Genomic DNA, 18,565 nt, shown 5'->3' on the forward strand with positions numbered 1-18,565 from the left:
TGATGAAGCCGGAGGCTGCGGAATCTATGGAAAATGTGAGTGTGGCGGAGTTCGGCTCGACCGAAAAAACCACGGGAAATTATACCTATAAGCTATCCAGCCCGATGCCCTTTCTGTGGACGATGGTGCTGTTCCTCGTCATCGTCGGGTTCATCGTGTCCATCCTGTTCAGGCAGGCGCAGACGGCCTTCATGCACAATCCGGGGCTGAATGGCCTCATTCTCGGCGTTCTCGGCATAGGCGTCATTCTTGTGTTCAGCCATGTGCTGTCGCTCAGGCCCGAGGTGCGCTGGTTCAATTCGTTCCGCGCCGCGGGTAGCGCCGACAAGGTGAACCGCAACCCGAAGCTGCTGGCGCCGATGCGCACGCTGATCGGCAGCCGAAATGCGTCGGCGAGCGGCATCTCGACCACGGCTTTCCGCTCCATCCTCGATTCGATCGCCAACCGCCTCGACGAATCCCGCGACGTTTCGCGCTATCTCATCGGCCTGCTGGTCTTCCTCGGCCTGCTCGGCACTTTCTGGGGCCTCATCGGCACGATCGGCTCGATCAGCTCAGTCATCCAGTCTCTCGATGCCGGCACCAGCGGGTCTTCCGATGTTCTGACCGCGCTGAAGGAGGGGCTGTCGCAGCCGCTTTCGGGCATGGGGCAGGCGTTCTCGTCGTCGCTGCTCGGTCTCTCGGGCTCGCTCATCCTCGGCTTTCTCGACCTGCAGGCCGGTCGCGCGCAGAACCGTTTCTATACGGAGCTGGAAAACTGGCTGTCGTCGGTGACCGATGTCGGCTCCGATCTCGCGGCACCCGTGATCGACACCAAGGGCGGCGTTTCGCCCGAAGAGATCCGCGCGCTGTCGGAATACATGCAGAAGGTCTCGGAAGAGGGCGGCGGCAGCCAGCGCTCGGTCGCGGCCATGGCCAATCTCGCCGAGGGCATCCAGGGGCTGGTCAAGAACATGCGCAACGAGCAGCAGATGCTGCGCGACTGGATCGAGGCGCAGCAGGACGAGGCGAAGGCCATGCGCCGCACGCTCGACCGGCTGGCCGAGCGGATCGGCGCGCAGGAAAAGCACGCCGAGCGCCCGCGCATGCCGCAGACCGAAAAGAGCGAGGGCAAGTAAGCCATGGCTCTTGCCCGCAACCGTCGCCGCGAACGCACGGTCGACTACTGGCCCGGCTTCGTCGACGCGCTATCGACGCTTTTGATCGCGGTGATGTTCCTGCTGACGGTGTTCGTCGTCGGACAGTTCATTCTCAGCCGCGAGATATCCGGCCGCGACGAAGTGATGAGCCGGTTGAACAGCCAGATCAACGAGCTGACGCAGCTGCTCGCGCTCGAAAAGGGCAGCAAGCAGGATCTGGAGGACAGCGTCGCCAACCTGCAGGCGTCGCTGGCCAACGCCGAGGGCGAGCGCTCGCGGCTGCAGGCGCTGCTTTCGGCTGGCTCCGGCGGCCAGGACGCCGCGCAGCAGCGGATCGGCTCGCTGACCAAGGAACTCGACGAGCAGAAGGAGATGAGCGACCGTGCGATGAGCCAGGTCGAGCTGCTGAACCAGCAGATCGCGGCACTGCGCAACCAGATCGCGGCGGTCGAATCGGCGCTGCAGGCTTCCGAGCAGAAGGACCAGCAGTCGCAGACCAAGATTGCCGATCTCGGCCGCCGTCTCAACGTGGCGCTTGCCGCGCGCGTGCAGGAACTCAACCGCTACCGCTCGGACTTCTTCGGCCGGCTGCGCGAGATCCTGTCGGACCGCGAGAACATCCGCATCGTCGGCGACCGTTTCGTGTTCCAGTCGGAAGTGCTGTTCCCCTCCGGCGGCACCGATCTCAATCCCGAAGGGCAGACGGAGATGGCCAAGCTTGCGACCGCGCTGCTCGACGTCGCCAAGGAAATTCCGCCCGAGATCAACTGGGTGCTGCGCGTCGACGGCCATACCGACAACGTGCCGCTCGCCGGCACCGGCCGCTTCGCCGACAACTGGCAGCTGTCTTCGGCACGCGCCATCTCGGTGGTCAAGTTCCTGATCGCGCAGGGCGTGCCGGCGGACAGGCTGGTGGCGGCCGGCTTCGGCGAATATCAGCCGATCACGCCTGGCGATACGCCGGAAGCGCGCGCGACCAACCGACGGATCGAGCTGAAGCTGACGGAGAAGTGACGGGGTGGCTTACCCTCCCTCATTCCTGTGACGAGCACAGGGATGAGGGGAGTTGGAGTTTGCGCTGGCGCATCCACCGCGGCATCCCGCACCATTCATGGCCAGCATCGCAAAAACGGCGGCGCCCTGGGGTGCCGCCTTTGATGTGTCAGGCGTCTGCCGCCTTGGTGGTGTCGTCGATGACGGCGCCGGGAGCGTTCTTCTTGATGGATTCGATGGCGTTCAGCGCCGACGCCTTGGCCTTGTAGCCTTCGGAGCCGAACATCGACTCGCCGTTCGATGCCTTGAAACGGAAACGAAATTCGCCTGCCTTGTCCTTATAAACTTCGAACTTATACATCGATTGTCTCCCGGAATCAGGATGTTGTTTACATCTGCAAGCGCAGCCTAAAACAAAAAATCCAATTATTCCATCGAGATGTTTGGGCGGGCTTTCGATCTCGCCGCGCCGCTTGCCGGTCGCCGGCCCGTTGGGTCACGGCTTGAAAAATGAAAATGCCGACGAGAATTTGTTGACGATATAGGGGGCGAAAAGCACGATGCCGGAATAGAAGAAGCTCGAGCCCTTGGACATGTCGGGAATATTCTCGCCATCGGCGAAGCGGCGAAGGCAGGCAAGCCCGAAGCCGACATAGAGCATGAGGATCGCCACCGTTCCGATCATGGCGATGAAGCGGCTGGAGCTTGCTTTCATCAAAGTCACGGTGATCGGCGCCTGACCGGGAGGCAATGGCTTGCCGACGGCATCGACAGGGTTTCCATCCGCATCGGTCTTGGTCAGCGGCACCTCTTCCGAGAGCGCGTCGGTGAGCGACCAGCTCTTGGCATCACGCAACGAGCGATAGCACAGCATCATCGATATGATGACGCCGAAGGCGACGACGATCACCAGTATTTCGGAAAAGCGGATCGAACTCATCTGACGATATCCCACCATGAGAACGGACGGTTTCAACGATGTCCGAATGTAATCTATTGGTGTATATTGTCAATATGCTCGCAAAGGTAGTTGGTGTGGTTGTATCGGTTGTGGAACGAGCCGGCGCATGTCCACCCCGGCGATCCGATCCCTACTTCACCGCGGCGAGAAGCTCCTCGGAACCGGCATCGAACTGCAGCCGGGCCAGTTTGGCGTAGATGCCGCCCTGGCGGACGAGGCTCTGGTGCGTGCCTTCCTCGACGACGCGGCCCTGGTCGAGGACCAGGATGCGGTCGGCCTTGAGCACGGTTGCGAGACGGTGGGCGATGATCAGCGTGGTGCGGCCGTCCATGAGGCCGTCGAGGGCGCGCTGTACCAGCGTTTCGCTTTCGGCATCGAGCGCCGAGGTGGCTTCGTCGAGCAGCAGGATCGGCGCGTTCTTCAGGATCGCGCGGGCAATGGCGATGCGCTGGCGCTGACCGCCCGACAGCATGATGCCTCGTTCGCCGACCTTGGTGTCGTAGCCCTCCGCCAGCCTTGCGATGAACTCGTCGGCCTGGGCGGCGGTGGCTGCGGCGCGCACCTCCTCGCGCGTGGCGCTCGGGCGGCCAAAGGCGATGTTGTCGTGGATGGAGGCGGCGAAGATGGTCACGTCCTGGGGCACGATGGCGATGCGCGTTCGCAGGCCGCCGGTGTCGGTCGCGCGGGCATCGACGCCATCGATCGTCACGGCGCCCTGCTGCGGATCGTAGAAGCGCAGCAGCAGCGAGAAGATCGTGGTCTTGCCGGCGCCCGACGGCCCGACAATGGCGACGGTCTCGCCTGGTTTCACCGCGAAACTCAAGCCATGCAGCGCCGATGTGTCGGGGCGCGAGGGGTAGGCGAAGTGGACATCCGCGAACTCGACGCGGCCGAGGCTCGGCTCGGGCAGGACGACGGGCGAGGCCGGCGTCACGATCGGCGATACTTCGTCGAGCAGTTCGGTCAGCCGGTCGGCGGCACCCGCTGCCTGCGACAGCTCGCCCCAGACCTCGGAGAGCGCGCCGAGCGAGCCGGCGGCGATGACGGAATAGAGCAGGAACTGGCCGAGCGTGCCGGCCGACAGCGTGCCTTCCAGCACATTGCGCGCGCCGACCCACAGAACGGCGACGACGCTGCCGAAGATCAGCGTGATGGCGATGCCCGTCAGAAGCGAGCGCGAGCGGATGGCGGCGCGGGCAGCCGTGTAGGCGGCTTCGACCGCGTTGCCGTAGCGGCTTGCCGCGGCCGTCTCGCCGCCGAAGGCCTGGACCGTGCGGGTGGCGGCGATGGTTTCGTTGGCGAAGGCCGAGGCCTCGGCCAGCGTGTCCTGCGCCGCGCGCGAGCGCTTGCGCACCGAGCGGCCGAAGGCGACAAGCGGGAAGACGATAAGGGGTATGGCCGACAGCACCAGGCTGGCGAGCTTCGGCGACGTGACGACCATCATGACGATGGCGCCGAGACACAGAATGATATTGCGCAGGGCCACCGAGGCGGTGGCGCCGACGGCGGACTTGATCTGCGTGGTATCGGCCGTCAGCCGCGACACGATCTCGCCGGACTGGTTGACGTCGAAGAAGGAGGCCGACAGCCGCGTCACATGCGCGAAGACATCGCGGCGAAGGTCGGAGACGATGCGCTCGCCAAGCGTGATCACGAAGAAATAGCGCAGCGCGCTCGCTATGGCGAGAACGACGGCCATGGCCATGAGCATGATGAAGTAGCTGTTGATGAAGCGACCATCGGAGTAGCTGAAACCGTGGTCGATCATGCGGCGTACGGCGAGCGGAAGCGCCAGCGACGTGAGGGCGGCAAGCGCCAGCGAGAAGAGGGCGCCGGTGACGAGGCCGCGATAGCGCATGACGTAAGGCGTCAATCTGCCAAGAGGCTTCAGAGAACGCGACTTTTTCTTCTCGGTCTGCATTGCGTCTGCCAATTCAATCTCCAGCGCCATCAACGCCGTGCAACACGGCGCGGGGCTCTTGTTATCCTAGTGGCCTTCATGTATAGGCACCGCATCCTAATGGGAAGCCGTAGCCAGAAGCGACTGCGGCTTCATTTATTCAATCGGTCCTCTTGTCGCAACGTGGTGCGTCAAATGGACGTGACATCGCAGGAAGATTGTTATGAAGGCTGATATCCATCCCGACTACCACACCATCAAGGTGGTCATGACCGACGGCACCGAATACGAAACCCGCTCGACCTGGGGTTCGGAAGGCGCCGTGATGAACCTCGAAATCGATTCCAAGTCGCACCCGGCCTGGACGGGCGGCAACCAGCAGCTCATGGACCGCGGCGGCCGCGTTTCCAAGTTCAACAAGCGTTTCGGCGGCCTCGGCCTCTAATCGCTGCTGTTGCACTGATTTCGAAGGAGCCCTGCGAAAGCGGGGCTTTTTTGCGTTTGGGATATGCTCGATCCGAACGTCTATCGCCGGCTCCCGAACGGACAATAAAAAACCGGCCGCGCAGGGAACGCAGCCGGTTCATGTCGTCCACTTCGAATGGATCAGTTGTTGCCGAAGGCCGTCTGCAGCAGGCTGAGCTGAGCCTGCACGCTGTTCTGGTTGTCGGGCACGATCGGTGCTTCGTTCGGGCGGTAGATTTCGCGGTCGAGCAGGGCGACGCGGTTCTGCAGGCGCAGCGAACGTTCGATCAGGTCGCGGAAGGCTTCCGGCAGGTCGCCCCAGCCCGGCGCGTTGCGATCGACGTTGAAGCCGTCGAGGCGAACCTTGTTCTTCTCGGCCAGAACCTGATCGCGCGACATCTCGCCATTGTTGACGGCGCGCTGCAGCAGGAGCCAGGAGGCCATCTGCATCAGGCGGGTGGTGAGGCGCATGGATTCCGCGGCGTAGAGAACCGATGCCATGCGCGGCAGAACCTTGGATGCGGTGCGGCCATTGCCATCCAGATAGGCGGCGGTCTCTTCGACCAGCGACATGCCCTCGGCATACAATGTCTTAAACTGCGACGATGCGGCGGCGCGTCCGGCAAAACTGATCGTGTTCAATCCAAGCTCTGACATCTAAGGGGTCCCTGTTGCACGCATCTACTTATTGATCAGGTAACGCCGGCCGATGCTAAAAGGTTTCACGGGCCCGCTTCAATGACTTTAAAGATGGTAGCTTTAGCCCAATAGCGCAAGGCGTTTCTTAATAAAGGGTTAACTTCCACAGTTTCGTGGTTTTCGTCCCCAGCCAATGCGAAAAAGGAGAGCCGCAAAAGCGGCTCTCAAGGTAAAACAGGGAGAAAAATCAGACCAATTCACCGCATGGGAAACTGTCTGAGATCCAGAGCAAGTCCGGATGAGCACATCAATACATTAGAAAGCTTAACGCCTCATTAAGTGTGTGCCGAATTAACACTTGCGCGGTGGCTATAAATCAAATCCGGCCTCTCGGCGGATCACGATTTGAAGAGGTTTTCTGCAGCCAGTCTTCCCGATGCCTTGCGCGCCGCTTCCTGTTCGATGCGCGAAATCTCGGCTTTCAGCATGTCTATGCGCGCGTTCAGCTCGTCCACCGACATCATCGACAGGTCCATGCCGATCTCGTGATTCGCCTTCTTTTGTGGCCGGTCGTCATCCATGAAGCTCATCTTCGGTCCTCCGTCCTCGTGCCGGCCGGGCCGCGCCCGGCCTTTCTCGCTTCACCTTATCGCGCCGCCGGCTCCATCGGCGGTTCGGGCGTCTTGTTCTGTCCGCGATCGGCCAGCGACATGCCCTCGGGCGTCATCATCTGCGAGGTGGCCGTCGGGATGGTCGTATAGGCGTCGCGGTCGCTGGCCGGAATGGCGGCGCGCATGCGGCTGCGAACGATCGCGTAGGCGGTGATCAACACATGGGCGAGCGCTGTGACCAGGAACAGTGCGTGCGGGTTGATCAACGACATCACGGGGCCGCCGATCGTCGGGCCGATGATGGTGCCGATGCCGTAAAGCAGCAGCAGGCCGCCGGAGACCTTCACGAAGTCCTCCGACGAGGCATAGTCGTTGGCGTGGGCGACGGCGATCGGATAGAGCGTGTTGGCGACCGCGCCATAAAGCACCACGAGCGTGATGATGAAGACCGGCGAGGCGGGCTGGAATACGACGAGCATCAGGCCGGCGAGTGCCGCGATCGCCGACATGGCGGCGAGCACGTAGCGACGGTCGATGCGATCCGACAGGCGGCCGGCGGGAAGCTGCATGACCGCGCCGGCGAAGATGGTGGCGCTCATCATCACGGCGATCGAGGTGTCCGAGAGGCCGGCGCCGGCGCCGAACACGGCTCCCAGCGTGCCATAGGCGCCGTTGGCGATGCCAACAAGGAGAATGCCGAGGCAGGAGACCGGCGAATTGCGATAGAGCGCCTTGAGATCGAGCTTCACGGCCTTCAGCGGCTGCGGCGAGGCGGCGGTCGACAGAAGCGTCGGCAGCATGGCGATGCAATAGAAGATGCCGCAGATCATGAAGAGAACGGGCGTGCGGACGTCCTCGAGCGGGATCATCATCTGGCCGGCGACGACGCCGATAAGGGTGATGGCGATATAGAGCGAGAAGATCGCGCCGCGGCTTTCATTGGTCGCCCGCTCGTTCAACCAGCTCTCGATGATCATAGAGGTGCCGGCCGTGGCAAAGCCGGTGACGGCGCGCAGCAGCACCCACCAGACCGGATGAACGGCGATGCCGCTTACCAGCGCGATGATGGCGATGATCGATATGAAGCCGGAGAAGGCGCGCACATGGCCGACACGGCTGACCATGCGGGGCGCGACGAGGCAGCCGATGACGAAGCCGGCGGCCCATGAGGTGCCGAGCAGGCCGAGCGTGGTGGTCGCATAGCCTTCGAGATTGCCGCGGACGGGGAGGAGGATGCCCTGGAGGCCATTGCCCATGAACAGAAAAAGCGTGCCGAACAGAAGTGATGCGACGGATAGAAGATTTCGTTTCATTGGCCCCCCATGCAACTCGACTTAGCTACGCGAAGACATATGGCAGCCCGCGATGCCGCCCAGTCTCTGACATGTTGATTGTCTCCCCGAATGCCTTTACGGCGTATTTAGATACACTCGTCGCGCGAAATAATGTCCGTCCTGTGACATCAAGAACGTATGGAAAAATAAAGACATGACGAAGCTCATCGCGCTTCTGCTGATGCTTGCGATGGTCGTGCACCTGATCAAGCCGCTCGGTCTGCCGGGTCTGAGGAAGCGCGCCGATTTCTGGAAGATCGCGCTCTTCGCCTTCGCGATCTGGGCGGTCGCGCTTTTGGGGCGGGATCTGTTCGTTTAACGGTCCGGGAGCGGTCCCGTTGGCAGGATCTGCTTGGCTTCGTCCCGCGACCTTACCGAAGCATTATGCCGACCACGGATCGTCCGGCAGCGGGGTTTCCTGCTGGATGCTCTGGAGGATGCCGATCAGGCGTGGCGCCATTTCGCGGATTTCCCTGAGGTGGATGGTCGTCAGCTGTTTGAGGACTGCTTCGGCCTGGTCCGTCAGGATGAGCGTCTGGCGGCGGCGGTCGTTGGGGTCGGCGCGGCGGCTGACGTAGCCGGCGGTTTCCAGCCGCCCGACGAGTTCGGTCGCGGTATGCGGCGCGATGATCAGCCGTTCGGCGAGCAGGCCGACGGTCATCGGATCGGGGGAGCGGTGTCCCTTGATGGCGAGCAGCGCCTGATGCTGCTGCGCGGGCAGGCCGGCTTCGAGCGCGGCCGAGGCGCTGAAATCCATGAAGCGGCGCAGCGTGTGGCGAAGGTTCGCGAGCGCTTCGTAATCCTCGTCCGTCAGGTCGTCCCGCATCGCCACATCCTTCCGTCGATACCCGTGAAAATCAGGGCGATCTCTACCCGTTATCGCTGTCATCCGCAAAGCCCCGCAGCGCGCGGGCGGACCACCGTATCGGGCATGAACGCGGGCGCCTTGATTTATATCGTATTACGATATATTTGAGCGCGCAGACAAACACCAGACAGGATCGACGATGCCCCCCAAGTCTCTTCCGCCCGATACCTCACCCAACGTTGCCTCGCTTGTGCCGCGCCGCGCGGCCGGTGATTTCACCACCGACAAGCGCGTTCTGGCGCTGACCTTGATGGCTGTCGTCGTCGGCACGGGCGGCGCGTTCGCGGCATGGCTGCTGGTCAGCCTGATCTCGCTGGTCTCCAATATCGTCTGGTTCGGAAAGTTCAGCCTCGTTGCCGAAAGCCTGGCGAATGCGCGTCCGTCGTTGTGGATGCTTGTCGTTCCCGTTATCGGCGGCCTGGTCATCGGGTTGATGGCGCGCTTCGGTTCGGAGAAGATCAGGGGGCACGGCATCCCCGAAGCCATCGAGGCCATCCTGATCGGCGGAAGCCGGATGTCGCCGAAGGTGGCGGTGCTGAAGCCGCTGTCGTCGGCGATTTCGATTGGTACCGGCGGTCCGTTCGGAGCCGAAGGTCCGATCATCATGACCGGCGGAGCGATCGGCTCGCTGTTCGCGCAGTGCTTCGAGATGAGTTCTGCGGAGCGCAAGTCGCTGCTGGTGGCGGGTGCGGCCGCCGGCATGACCGCGATCTTCGGCACGCCGATCGCGGCACTTCTGCTCGCGGTGGAACTGCTTTTGTTCGAATGGAAACCGAGAAGCTTCATTCCGGTCGCCGTGGCCGTGTGCGTATCGGCCTGCTGGCGGCCGGCTCTGTTCGGCGCCGGTCCGCTGTTTCCCGTGCAGTTCGCCATGAACTTGCCCTAGTGGGGGATCGCCTTGTGCGCCGGGCTCGGCATTCTCACCGGGTTCGGCTCGGGTCTCCTGACCGTGCTCCTCTACAAGGTCGAGGACCTGTTCGAGGCCTTGCCCATCCACTGGATGTGGTGCCCGGCGATCGGCGGGTTGTTCATCGGGCTCGGCGGGCTGATCGAGCCGCGCGCGCTCGGCGTCGGCTACGACATCATCGAGGATCTGCTGCACAGCAACGTCCTTCCGGCCGCCGTCCTCACCATCCTCGCCGTAAAGGTGGCGATCTGGCTGATCGCGCTCTCCTCCGGCACGTCGGGTGGCGTGCTGGCGCCGCTGCTCATTTTCGGCGGCGCGATCGGCTGGCTGGCGGGGCTGTTTCTGCCGGGCGACCAGGGTTTCTGGGCGCTGATCGGCATGGCGGCGATGATGGGCGGCACGATGCGCGCGCCGCTGACCGGAACCTTCTTCGCGGTCGAGCTGACGGGAGACCTGTCGGCGCTCCTGCCCCTGCTTGCCGCCACGGTGTCCGCCTATGCGGTGACGGTGCTTGTGCTTCGGCGGTCGATCTTGACGGAAAAGATCGCCCGGCGCGGCCAGCACATCACGCGCGAATACGGCATCGACCCGTTCGAGCTGACGCGCGCCCGCGACATCATGATCGCGGATGTCGACGTGCTTTCCTCGCGGCAGACGGTGGGGGAGGTGAAGACCTTCTTCGAGACGGCCGAGAAGACGCATCGCGTCTATCCCGTCGTCAACGACCAGCGTGTGCTGCTCGGCATGGTCTCACGCGCTGACGTGCTGCGGTGGCAACAGGAGAGCGTGGCGCCGGACATGAGCATTGCCGACGCGACCTCGGACGCTGACATCGCCTATGCGCTTGCCGATGACACCGTCGGGCACGTCACCGATATCATGCTGAATTCGGGGGAAGGGCGCATCCCCGTCATCGACCCGCAGACGAAGCGGCTGGTCGGACTGATCGCACGCAAGGACCTGCTGCACCTTCGGCATTCCTTCAAGACGAGCGAGACCGAACGCCGGCCCTACCTGTTTTCAAACGCGGCGTAGCCGATGCAAAATTAGCCGCCCGTCACGCATCGCGTGGCGGGCGCTCTTATTTTCCTACTTCTCGACCCCATCGATAGCCGGCCCCTTCCGATCCCTGATATGGCGAAGCGAAACGCCTGATGGGATGGTGCCGATGGCGCGGCGCTTCGGCACGCCGAGGCGCTGGGCCAGATAGATGCTCGAATGGCCGCTGCAGAGATAGGCGAGGAAGCAGGCGACGGCGAGGTAGACGGCGTGGGTGGCGCCGAAGAGCTCGATGCCCATGATCATGCAGGCGAGCGGCGTGTTGGTGGCGCCCGCGAAGATCGCGACGAAGCCGAGCCCGGCGAAGAGATCGGACGGCGCGCCCAGGAGGGCCGCCAGCGCGTTGCCGAGCGCCGCGCCGATGAAGAACAGCGGCGTCACCTCGCCGCCCTTGAAGCCGGCGCTCAGCGTGACGATGGTAAAGAGCGCCTTCCACAACCAGCTCCAGTCATCGACGGCGCCGGGCGCGAAGAAGCCCGGTATCGTCGGGTCGGCGGCATTTGGCGACCAGACGCCGAGGCCGAGATAGGCGCGGGTACCCAGCAGATGGACGAGGCCGATGACGATCAGCCCGGCGAGAACGGGACGCAGCGGCGCGTAGGGCAGGCGCTTCCTCAACAGCGCGGAGGCGGCGTGGGAGAGCTCGGCGAAGGATTTCGCGGCAAGCCCGAAGATGACGCCTGCGACCGCGACCTTCAGCAGCAGGATCGCGTCGAGACGGAAGACATCGGCGGAGGCGTCGGCGAGATAGGCGATGTGGTAATGCGTGTGCTCGATGCCCCAGGCCTGGGTGGTCCAGTCGCCGGTGATCGATGCCATCAGGCAGGGGATCAGCGCCTCGTATTGCATGCGGCCGATGGTCAGCACTTCGAGCGCGAATATGGCGCCGGCGATCGGCGTGCCGAACACCGCGCCGAACCCGGCCGCGACCCCGCCCATGAGGAGAATTCGGACATCGGCGGGTGAGAGGCGGAAGAGCTTCGCCACGGCGCTGGCGACGCTGCCGCCGAGCTGCACCGCCGTGCCTTCGCGGCCGGCGGAACCGCCGAAGAGATGGGTGGCGATGGTTGAGACCAGAATGAGCGGGGCCATGCGCAGGGGAACGCCGGCGCCGGGCTCGTGGATCTGATCGACGATGAGGTTGTTGCCGCCCTCGGCCGACTTTCCGAATCTCTGGTAGACCAAGACCATGAGAAAGCCGGCGACGGGCAGGCCGTAGAGCAGCCAGGGATGATCGAAGCGGGCCCGAGTCGCGATCTCGAGCGCCCAGAGAAAGAAGGCGCAGAACGAGCCCACGACGATCGCCATCGGAACGATGATGGCGATCCACTTGCCGATGTCGCGAAGCTGGCGGAGACGGATGCCGAAAATGTCGGAGAAGGCGATCATAGCCCAACCCCCTGATGAGGGGCGGCATCGCCGGCTATTTGTGATGACAATGAGACTTCGAACATGACTCTACCCTTTCGCGCGATGGCAAATGAAGTAGGAGTCATCGGCTTCGTCGGGGAAGCGGTTCAGCCTTTTTGGCCTCGGCAGAATCCATTGCCGATACGAGGCGTGATATCGCTCGCGACGGATCGCTGTCAAGCGCGGGGGAGCGTCGATCCGTCGTCTTCAAGCGTGCTGCGCTCAGCAGTCGATGACGCCGCGCATGAGCTCGACGCAGGCGCCAGAGATCACCACGTCGGTCACGACGCCATTCGTCTTCGTCACCTCGATGCCGATGAGGCTGCGACGGCCCATTTCGACGCCCTGCTCGATGGTCAGCGACACCCTCATGTCGGGATCGGGTTCGAGCGAGACAAGGTAGGCTCCAAGCGCCGCCGAGGCGCTACCGGTCGCGGGGTCCTCGGGGACATTGTCGAGCGGGGCGAACATGCGGGCGCGGATGTGCCAGGGCTTGTCCGCCGATCGGACGTAGACGAAGAGCGAGAAGTCGTGGTTTCCCTCCAGCGTGGGGCCGGCGGCATCCTGAAAACAGGCGAGGTTGGGTCGGGCGTTGCCGAGTGTCTGGAGATCGGCGAGTTCGGCGACGGCGAAGCTCAGGCCGACGGACACTGACAGCGGCCGGTGGATGCGCGCGCTGACCTTCGAGCTGTCGATGGCGATACAGCGGGCGATGGTGTCTTCGGCGACGGTAGAGCCAGTGGATAGCGGCTTCGGGGCGCGGATCGCGGTCGAGACCACGCGGCCCTGTTCGCGGCGCACGTCGACGGTGACCACGCCGGCCTTTTCCTCGAAGCGCATGATGTCGCCGACCGGCTTGCCGAAAATGTCGTCGAGGTTGCCGAGCACATAGGCCGTGCCGACATTGGGGTGGCCGGCGAAGGGGACTTCCGTCGTGGGCGTGAAGATGCGCACGCGGGCGGTATTTTCGGGGTTTTCGGGCGGCAGCACGAAGGTCACCTCCGAATAGCCGAACTCGGCGGCGATCTTCTGCATCCGGTCGTCGGAGAGGCCGCGTGCATCCGTCATGACGGCCAGAGGGTTGCCTTCGAAGCGGGTGGAGGTGAAGACATCGACGGTGGTGAAGGAAACGGCTGTCATCGCGTGCTCCGATGGTTTCAGGAGCCTCACTCAGTAGCCATCGCCACCGCCCGGCAGAAGGGCAATTCTTGTCGCCGTGACAATCGACCGGCAATAAAAAACCGGCCGTCAGAGGCGGCCGGGTTTCCGTCGGTTCCAGTGAAAGGTCGGCTCGCGCGTCAGGCCTTGTTGACGCTGGCGGCGTAGATCTCGTCGATGGTTTCGGCGAGGCTGGCGTTGAACTCGGCGTCGCTCATCGAAACGCGCAGGTTTTCCGTCAGGGCGCGCGAGAAGCTTGCAATCATGCCGTGGTTGCGGCTGAGCTTCTCGCAGGCATCGACACGGCTGTAGCCGCCGGAAAGGGCGACGACGCGCACGACCGACTTGTGGGCGATCAGCGGTGCGTAGAAATCGGCGACGGTCGGGATGGTCAGTTTCAGCACCACCTCTTCGCCCGCCGGAAGCAGGTCGAGCTGCTTTGCGATCTCGTCGCGAAGAATGGCTTCCGCCTCCTGCTTCGTCGGGCTCTTGATGGAGACTTCAGGCTCGACGATCGGCACGAGGCCGTTGCCGATAATCTGGCGCGCCACCTCGAACTGCTGCTTGACGACGGCCGCGATGCCGGCCTTGTCGGCGTTTGCGATGACCGAGCGCATCTTGGTGCCGAAAATTCCCTTGTCGCGGCCGCGCGCCAGGAGGGCATCGAGATCGGGCATCGGCTTCATGATCTGGACGCCGTTTTCTTCGGCGGCCAAGCCCTTGTCGACCTTGAGAAGCGGCACGACGCCGCGCTTTTCCCAGAGGTAGGAGGGAACCGGCTGGCCGTCGACGTCGCCATCCATGGTGCGTTCGAACAGGATGGCGGCAACGATCTTGTCGCTGGTAAAGGCCGGCGCGCTCATGATGCGGACGCGCATGGCGTGCATCAGGCGGAACATTTCCTCGTCACCATGGTAATCGGTGTCGGCAATGCCGTAGAGGCGCAACGCTGCGGGTGTCGAACCACCGCTCTGGTCCAGCGCTGCAATGAATCCTGGCGCCGAGCTGATCTTGTTCAACATCTTCGCGTCCACCATAGGTCACTCCTTATTCGAACCGGCGCCTCGCGCGCGGGTTATTTTCTATCTCAAAACCGATCGGCAACGCCTGATCGATCAATCAACGGATCGACATCGGCAAGATGTCGGGTCCTTTCACGCTCTCGAAGCACTGGATCTGCGATATCAGAAGAATTTTAAAAGGAAAATCCTGGGTTAAGCTATTGAAACGATTGAAATCATTTCAAACGTTTGAAACTTAAGGCTTATTCTAGCATCAACTAAAAGACCGCGAAAGCGCTGGCTTTCGCGGTCTCGATTAAACGGTTCAAACCGGCCAGAAGCCCGGTTTGGCTTACTTGGCCTTGGTCAGGACTTCGACGCCAGGAAGGACCTTGCCCTCCATCCATTCCAGGAACGCGCCGCCCGCCGTGGAGACGTAGGTGAAGTCGTCGGCAACGCCGGCATGGTTCAACGCCGAGACGGTATCGCCGCCGCCGGCGACGGAGGTGAGCTTGCCGGCCTTGGTGCGCTCTGCCGCATATTGGGCGGCGGCAACGGTCGCCTTGTCGAAGGGTTCGATCTCGAAGGCGCCGAGCGGGCCGTTCCAGACCAGCGTGTTGGCGCGCTCGATCCAGGCCTTCACGGCTTCGACCGACTTCGGGCCGACGTCGAGCATCATGGCGTCATCGGGGATGGCGTCGATGGCGACGATCTCGTTGGCGGCACCCGCCTTGAATTCGCGGGCGACGACGCCGTCCTCGGGCAGAACGATCGCGCAGCCGGCGGTCGCGGCTTCGATCATGATCTGGCGGGCGGTGTCGGCGAGGTCATGCTCGCAGAGCGACTTGCCGACGCTGGTGCCGCGGGCGGCGATAAAAGTGTTGGCCATGCCGCCGCCGATGACGAGCGCGTCGACCTTCTTCACGAGGTTCATGAGGAGATCGATCTTGGTGGAGACCTTGGCGCCGCCGACGATGGCGACAACAGGACGGACCGGCTGGCCGAGGCCCTTTTCCAGTGCTTCCAGTTCAGCCTGCATGGTGCGGCCGGCGTAAGCGGGAAGGTGACGTGCGAGGCCTTCGGTGGAGGCGTGGGCGCGGTGCGCCGCCGAGAACGCGTCGTTGACGTAGATATCGCCATTGGCGACCAGCGCCTTGACGAAATCGGGGTCGTTCTTTTCCTCACCCTTATGGAAGCGGGTGTTTTCGAGAAGCAGGATATCGCCATCCTTCATGGCGGCGACGGCGCCGGCGGCGACTTCGCCGATGACATCGGTCGCCGTCTGCACGGGATGGTCGAGCACGGCTTCGACGGATGGGGCGATGAGGGTCAGCGACAGGTCGGCCGAGGGGCCATCCTTCGGGCGGCCGAAGTGCGCGAGCAGGATAACCTTGGCGCCCTTCTTGGAGAGTTCCTTGATGGTCGGGGCGACGCGCTCGATGCGGGTTACGTCCGTCACCTTGCCGTCCTTGACGGGAACGTTGAGGTCGACGCGGACGAGAACGCGCTTTCCGGCAATGTCGTTAAGATCGTCGAGTGTCTTGAAGGAGGGCATTGGGAAATCCGTTCGTTTATTGCCTGAAAAGATGCGGGGACCATAGCAAGGATCATCGCGGACGCAAGGCGTTCAGCGCGGGTTTTCGTCGGCTTTTCCAGCCGCGGCGGCGGCCGCCGCCTCCTTGTTCTTGCGGCTCTTGAAGCGGTCGTGCACGCGGTCGATGATATCGCGCAGATTGATGAAGATCGGCAGCGTCACGGCCGGCTCGACGGCCTCCAGCGACATGCCGATGGCGCTGATATGATCGTGGTCGTCGAGGTCGCGGACGATCAGGATGATGGAGCCGAGGCGCACGCGGTCGGCATATTCCGCCTTGCCGCCGAGACGCTGCTTCATCAGCTCGGCGATGGTCAGGCCCTTCTCGTTTTCGTTCAGAAGGCCGGGGCCGTAGGCGGCGTCGAGATCGGTGGCCGGGCGGCTTGGGGAAAGCGCGAAGGCGCCGAAGAAATCGGTGTCGTCTTCCTCGACGGGGACGCGGCTTGCGAAGAGCTTGTCGAGCAGGCGCGAGTAGGAAGGAACGATGAAGAGGTAGACGAGATCGTTCTCGCGCAGGCGGCCGGCATATTGATAGCGCATCGACTTGCCGTCGCGGATGACGAGCGAGGGGGTGGCCCAGCGCGGAATGCGCTCGCCGCGCAGCACCGGGCTGTCCTTGACGACGCGGTAGGAGAGGAGTTCGTGGTTGGCGGCGCCCGGCAGGTCGACCTCCACCTTGTCGACGGCGCCGATGCGCGGCGGAATGATCAGGCCGAGCTTCTTGGCGACCGGCTTGATGGTCCAGCCCTGCACGAGAAGCGAGACGAGCACGATGATGAAGGCGGTGTTGAAGTAGACCTGACCATTTTCCAGCCCGCCCAGGATCGGCATGATGGCGAGCAGGATGGAGACGGCGCCGCGCAGGCCGACCCAGGCAACGAAGCCGATTTCCTGCTGCGTGTAGTCGAAGGGCAGCAGCGACAGCCAGATCGCAAGGGGGCGGGCGATGAAGATCAGGAAGAGCGCAAGCAGCACGGCGGGAATGGCGATCGTTCCGAACTGCGATGGCGTCGCCAGAAGGCCGAGCACCAGGAACATGATGATCTGCGCCAGCCAGGTCATGCCGTCCTGGAAGCGCTTGATCGAGGCGTAGCCGGGCAGCTTGCGGTTTCCCGCATAGATGCCGGCGACGTAGACGGCGAGGAAGCCGCTGCCGCCGACGGCGCCGGTGAACGAGAAGACCAGAAGCGCCAGCGCCAGCACGAAGATCGGCGTCAGGCCGCGATCGGTCTCGAGCCGGCCGACGATGAGCACGATCATCATGCCGCCGAGCAGGCCGAGAATGACGCCGAGGCCCATCTGCTGCACGAACATGGCGAGCATGCCGATATTGATGCCGCTGTAGCGCTCGCCCGACGCCAGAACCTCGACCAGCGCGATGGTGAGGAAGATCGCCATCGGGTCGTTGGTGCCGGATTCGACCTCGAGCGTCGAGCGTACCTTGTCGCGAATGTTGATGCCGCCGATGCGCAGCAGGAAGAAGACCGCCGCGGCGTCGGTGGAGGCGACGATGGAGCCAAGCAGCATGCCCTCGAGCCAGGTGAAGTTCAAAAGCCACATGGCGGCGACGGCAAAGAGCGCCGCCGTCATCAGCACGCCGACCGATGCCAGGGTTATGGAGGGAACGGCGGCGAGCTTGAAGGCCTGTACCGGCGTGCCGAAGCCGGAATCGAAGAGGATGATCGCAAGCGCGATCGAGCCGAGGATGTAGGCGAGGTAATTGTTGGTGAATTCGATGCCGAGGCCATCACTGCCGGCAAGCAGGCCGATACCGAGGAACAGGAGCAGCAGCGGGGCGCCGAAGCGGAAGGCGAGCAGGCTGGAGAAAGCGGCAAGAAGCACAAGCGCCGTCGATACCAGCACGACGATGTAGAATGCTTCCATGCCCAAGCCCCTTCACGCAAAATCAATCGCCGCAGTTTCGCTTCGCGTCGAATGCGGCTGTCTCAAAAGATCGTATCGCTTCTCCGGTTCCTGTCCGATGCCTGCCAGTAAAGGGCAAAATTCAGGCGAAGGGTAGACCTGAAGGGCTATCCTTGCGCCTTGCATGCATCATGCTGCTGAGTGGTCCGCCCGGGGCAAATCGAATGAACGGTTGGAAAGTGATCCTGCGTAAAGTGTAGGGTCAAATCAGGCGAGAGCAGGGCAAAAATCGCTGCCCTGTTCTTTTCTTGCACATTCGTATTCCGGGATATTTGTGACGGCTCACGCGTCGTCGTTGCCGTCGTCTTCGTCCGCGTCGGAAATCGGGATCAGGAAGACGACGAATTCGTCTTCGATTGTGCGGGAGGGATCGTCGTCGAACTCGTAGGCATGCTCGACTTCGCTCGCCTCATCCGGGGTCGCCTTGCGCAATGTGATTGCCGCCGCGCCATCCCATACGGGCTTGCCTTCGGTCTGAAGCACGGTCAGGTCCTCGCGGAAATCCTCGGCCTCGAAGAAGTGCCGGGCGTCCTCGGCGTTTTCGGAACGGAAGCTCGCGATGGGTTTGCCTGATATCTCGATGGTGAAGTAGTCCATTGAATT

Annotated in this window: 17 protein-coding genes, 1 pseudogene and 1 riboswitch; of the genes and pseudogenes, 5 read left to right on the plus strand and 13 right to left on the minus strand. The window is 63.1% G+C overall.

The genetic code is table 11. From position 1 onward, the window contains the following. The first annotated feature begins 26 nt into the window (after window positions 1-26). Together P3R82_RS28975 and P3R82_RS28980 are read left to right on the plus strand one after the other, a co-directional pair. Window positions 27-1,118: a flagellar motor protein MotA gene (locus tag P3R82_RS28975; RefSeq protein WP_283196255.1), complete on the plus strand. Its 1,092-nt coding sequence runs from the start codon at window positions 27-29 to the stop codon at window positions 1,116-1,118. A 3-nt stretch (window positions 1,119-1,121) separates the two neighbouring features. After that, entirely contained in the window at window positions 1,122-2,153 is a 1,032-nt protein-coding gene (locus P3R82_RS28980) for a peptidoglycan -binding protein (protein WP_283196256.1), read from the plus strand. Between the two features lie 148 nt (window positions 2,154-2,301). On the opposite strand, the gene P3R82_RS28985 is transcribed toward P3R82_RS28980, so the two are convergent. The 3 genes from P3R82_RS28985 to P3R82_RS28995 all read right to left on the minus strand — a co-directional run bounded on the left by P3R82_RS28985 (window position 2,302) and on the right by P3R82_RS28995 (window position 5,026). Beyond that, window positions 2,302-2,493: a YegP family protein gene (locus P3R82_RS28985; protein WP_283196257.1), complete on the minus strand. Its 192-nt coding sequence runs from the start codon at window positions 2,491-2,493 to the stop codon at window positions 2,302-2,304. A gap of 135 nt (window positions 2,494-2,628) precedes the next feature. Further along, complete coding sequence (locus P3R82_RS28990; RefSeq protein ID WP_283196258.1) at window positions 2,629-3,072, minus strand: hypothetical protein; 444 nt, start codon at window positions 3,070-3,072, stop codon at window positions 2,629-2,631. Window positions 3,073-3,223: 151 nt separating this feature from the next. Further along, entirely contained in the window at window positions 3,224-5,026 is a 1,803-nt protein-coding gene (locus tag P3R82_RS28995) for an ABC transporter transmembrane domain-containing protein (RefSeq protein WP_283196259.1), read from the minus strand. A 190-nt stretch (window positions 5,027-5,216) separates the two neighbouring features. Here P3R82_RS28995 and rpmE point away from each other — a divergent pair, with 190 nt between their 5' ends. After that, window positions 5,217-5,438, plus strand: coding sequence for a 50S ribosomal protein L31 (rpmE, locus tag P3R82_RS29000; RefSeq protein WP_007527409.1), 222 nt, complete (start codon window positions 5,217-5,219; stop codon window positions 5,436-5,438). Between the two features lie 161 nt (window positions 5,439-5,599). On the opposite strand, the gene P3R82_RS29005 is transcribed toward rpmE, so the two are convergent. The 3 genes from P3R82_RS29005 to P3R82_RS29015 form a co-directional block, all read right to left on the minus strand. Then, entirely contained in the window at window positions 5,600-6,115 is a 516-nt protein-coding gene (locus P3R82_RS29005; protein ID WP_183900436.1) for a DUF1465 family protein, read from the minus strand. Window positions 6,116-6,495: 380 nt separating this feature from the next. Continuing rightward, the gene (locus P3R82_RS29010; RefSeq protein ID WP_283196260.1) at window positions 6,496-6,687 is read right to left on the minus strand and encodes a DUF1192 domain-containing protein; all 192 of its coding nucleotides are present in this window, start codon (window positions 6,685-6,687) and stop codon (window positions 6,496-6,498) included. Between the two features lie 56 nt (window positions 6,688-6,743). Then, a complete protein-coding gene (locus P3R82_RS29015) occupies window positions 6,744-8,021 on the minus strand; it encodes an MFS transporter (protein WP_283196261.1) in 1,278 nt (425 codons plus the stop codon). A gap of 175 nt (window positions 8,022-8,196) precedes the next feature. On the opposite strand from P3R82_RS29015, the gene P3R82_RS29020 reads away from it, so the two are divergent. Next, complete coding sequence (locus P3R82_RS29020; protein ID WP_018899677.1) at window positions 8,197-8,361, plus strand: hypothetical protein; 165 nt, start codon at window positions 8,197-8,199, stop codon at window positions 8,359-8,361. 63 nt (window positions 8,362-8,424) lie between these two features. Here the strand turns inward: P3R82_RS29020 and P3R82_RS29025 are convergent, their stop codons facing one another. Further along, window positions 8,425-8,868 carry a MarR family winged helix-turn-helix transcriptional regulator gene (locus P3R82_RS29025; protein ID WP_283196262.1) on the minus strand — a complete coding sequence of 148 codons (444 nt, stop codon included), beginning with the start codon at window positions 8,866-8,868 and terminating at the stop codon, window positions 8,425-8,427. A 181-nt stretch (window positions 8,869-9,049) separates the two neighbouring features. Between P3R82_RS29025 and P3R82_RS29030 the strand changes: the two are divergent. After that, a pseudogene (locus tag P3R82_RS29030) lies at window positions 9,050-10,852 on the plus strand (chloride channel protein). A 54-nt stretch (window positions 10,853-10,906) separates the two neighbouring features. Here the strand turns inward: P3R82_RS29030 and P3R82_RS29035 are convergent. The 6 genes from P3R82_RS29035 to P3R82_RS29060 all read right to left on the minus strand — a co-directional run bounded on the left by P3R82_RS29035 (window position 10,907) and on the right by P3R82_RS29060 (window position 18,559). Further along, entirely contained in the window at window positions 10,907-12,265 is a 1,359-nt protein-coding gene (locus P3R82_RS29035; RefSeq protein ID WP_283196263.1) for a voltage-gated chloride channel family protein, read from the minus strand. Between the two features lie 90 nt (window positions 12,266-12,355). After that, window positions 12,356-12,435: riboswitch (Fluoride riboswitch) on the minus strand. A gap of 73 nt (window positions 12,436-12,508) precedes the next feature. Further along, window positions 12,509-13,426, minus strand: a complete 918-nt coding sequence (locus P3R82_RS29040) for a PhzF family phenazine biosynthesis protein (protein ID WP_283196264.1) — start codon at window positions 13,424-13,426, stop codon at window positions 12,509-12,511. 158 nt (window positions 13,427-13,584) lie between these two features. Continuing rightward, window positions 13,585-14,481: a fructose bisphosphate aldolase gene (locus P3R82_RS29045; RefSeq protein WP_283196265.1), complete on the minus strand. Its 897-nt coding sequence runs from the start codon at window positions 14,479-14,481 to the stop codon at window positions 13,585-13,587. A gap of 316 nt (window positions 14,482-14,797) precedes the next feature. After that, window positions 14,798-16,000: a phosphoglycerate kinase gene (locus P3R82_RS29050; RefSeq protein ID WP_283196266.1), complete on the minus strand. Its 1,203-nt coding sequence runs from the start codon at window positions 15,998-16,000 to the stop codon at window positions 14,798-14,800. Window positions 16,001-16,072: 72 nt separating this feature from the next. Then, window positions 16,073-17,923: a potassium/proton antiporter gene (locus P3R82_RS29055; RefSeq protein WP_283196267.1), complete on the minus strand. Its 1,851-nt coding sequence runs from the start codon at window positions 17,921-17,923 to the stop codon at window positions 16,073-16,075. A gap of 321 nt (window positions 17,924-18,244) precedes the next feature. Next, window positions 18,245-18,559, minus strand: a complete 315-nt coding sequence (locus P3R82_RS29060) for a hypothetical protein (RefSeq protein WP_183900446.1) — start codon at window positions 18,557-18,559, stop codon at window positions 18,245-18,247. Window positions 18,560-18,565 lie beyond the last annotated feature (6 nt).

Source organism: Rhizobium sp. AN80A, assembly GCF_030053015.1.
Taxonomy (GTDB): Bacteria; Pseudomonadota; Alphaproteobacteria; order Rhizobiales; family Rhizobiaceae; genus Rhizobium; species Rhizobium metallidurans.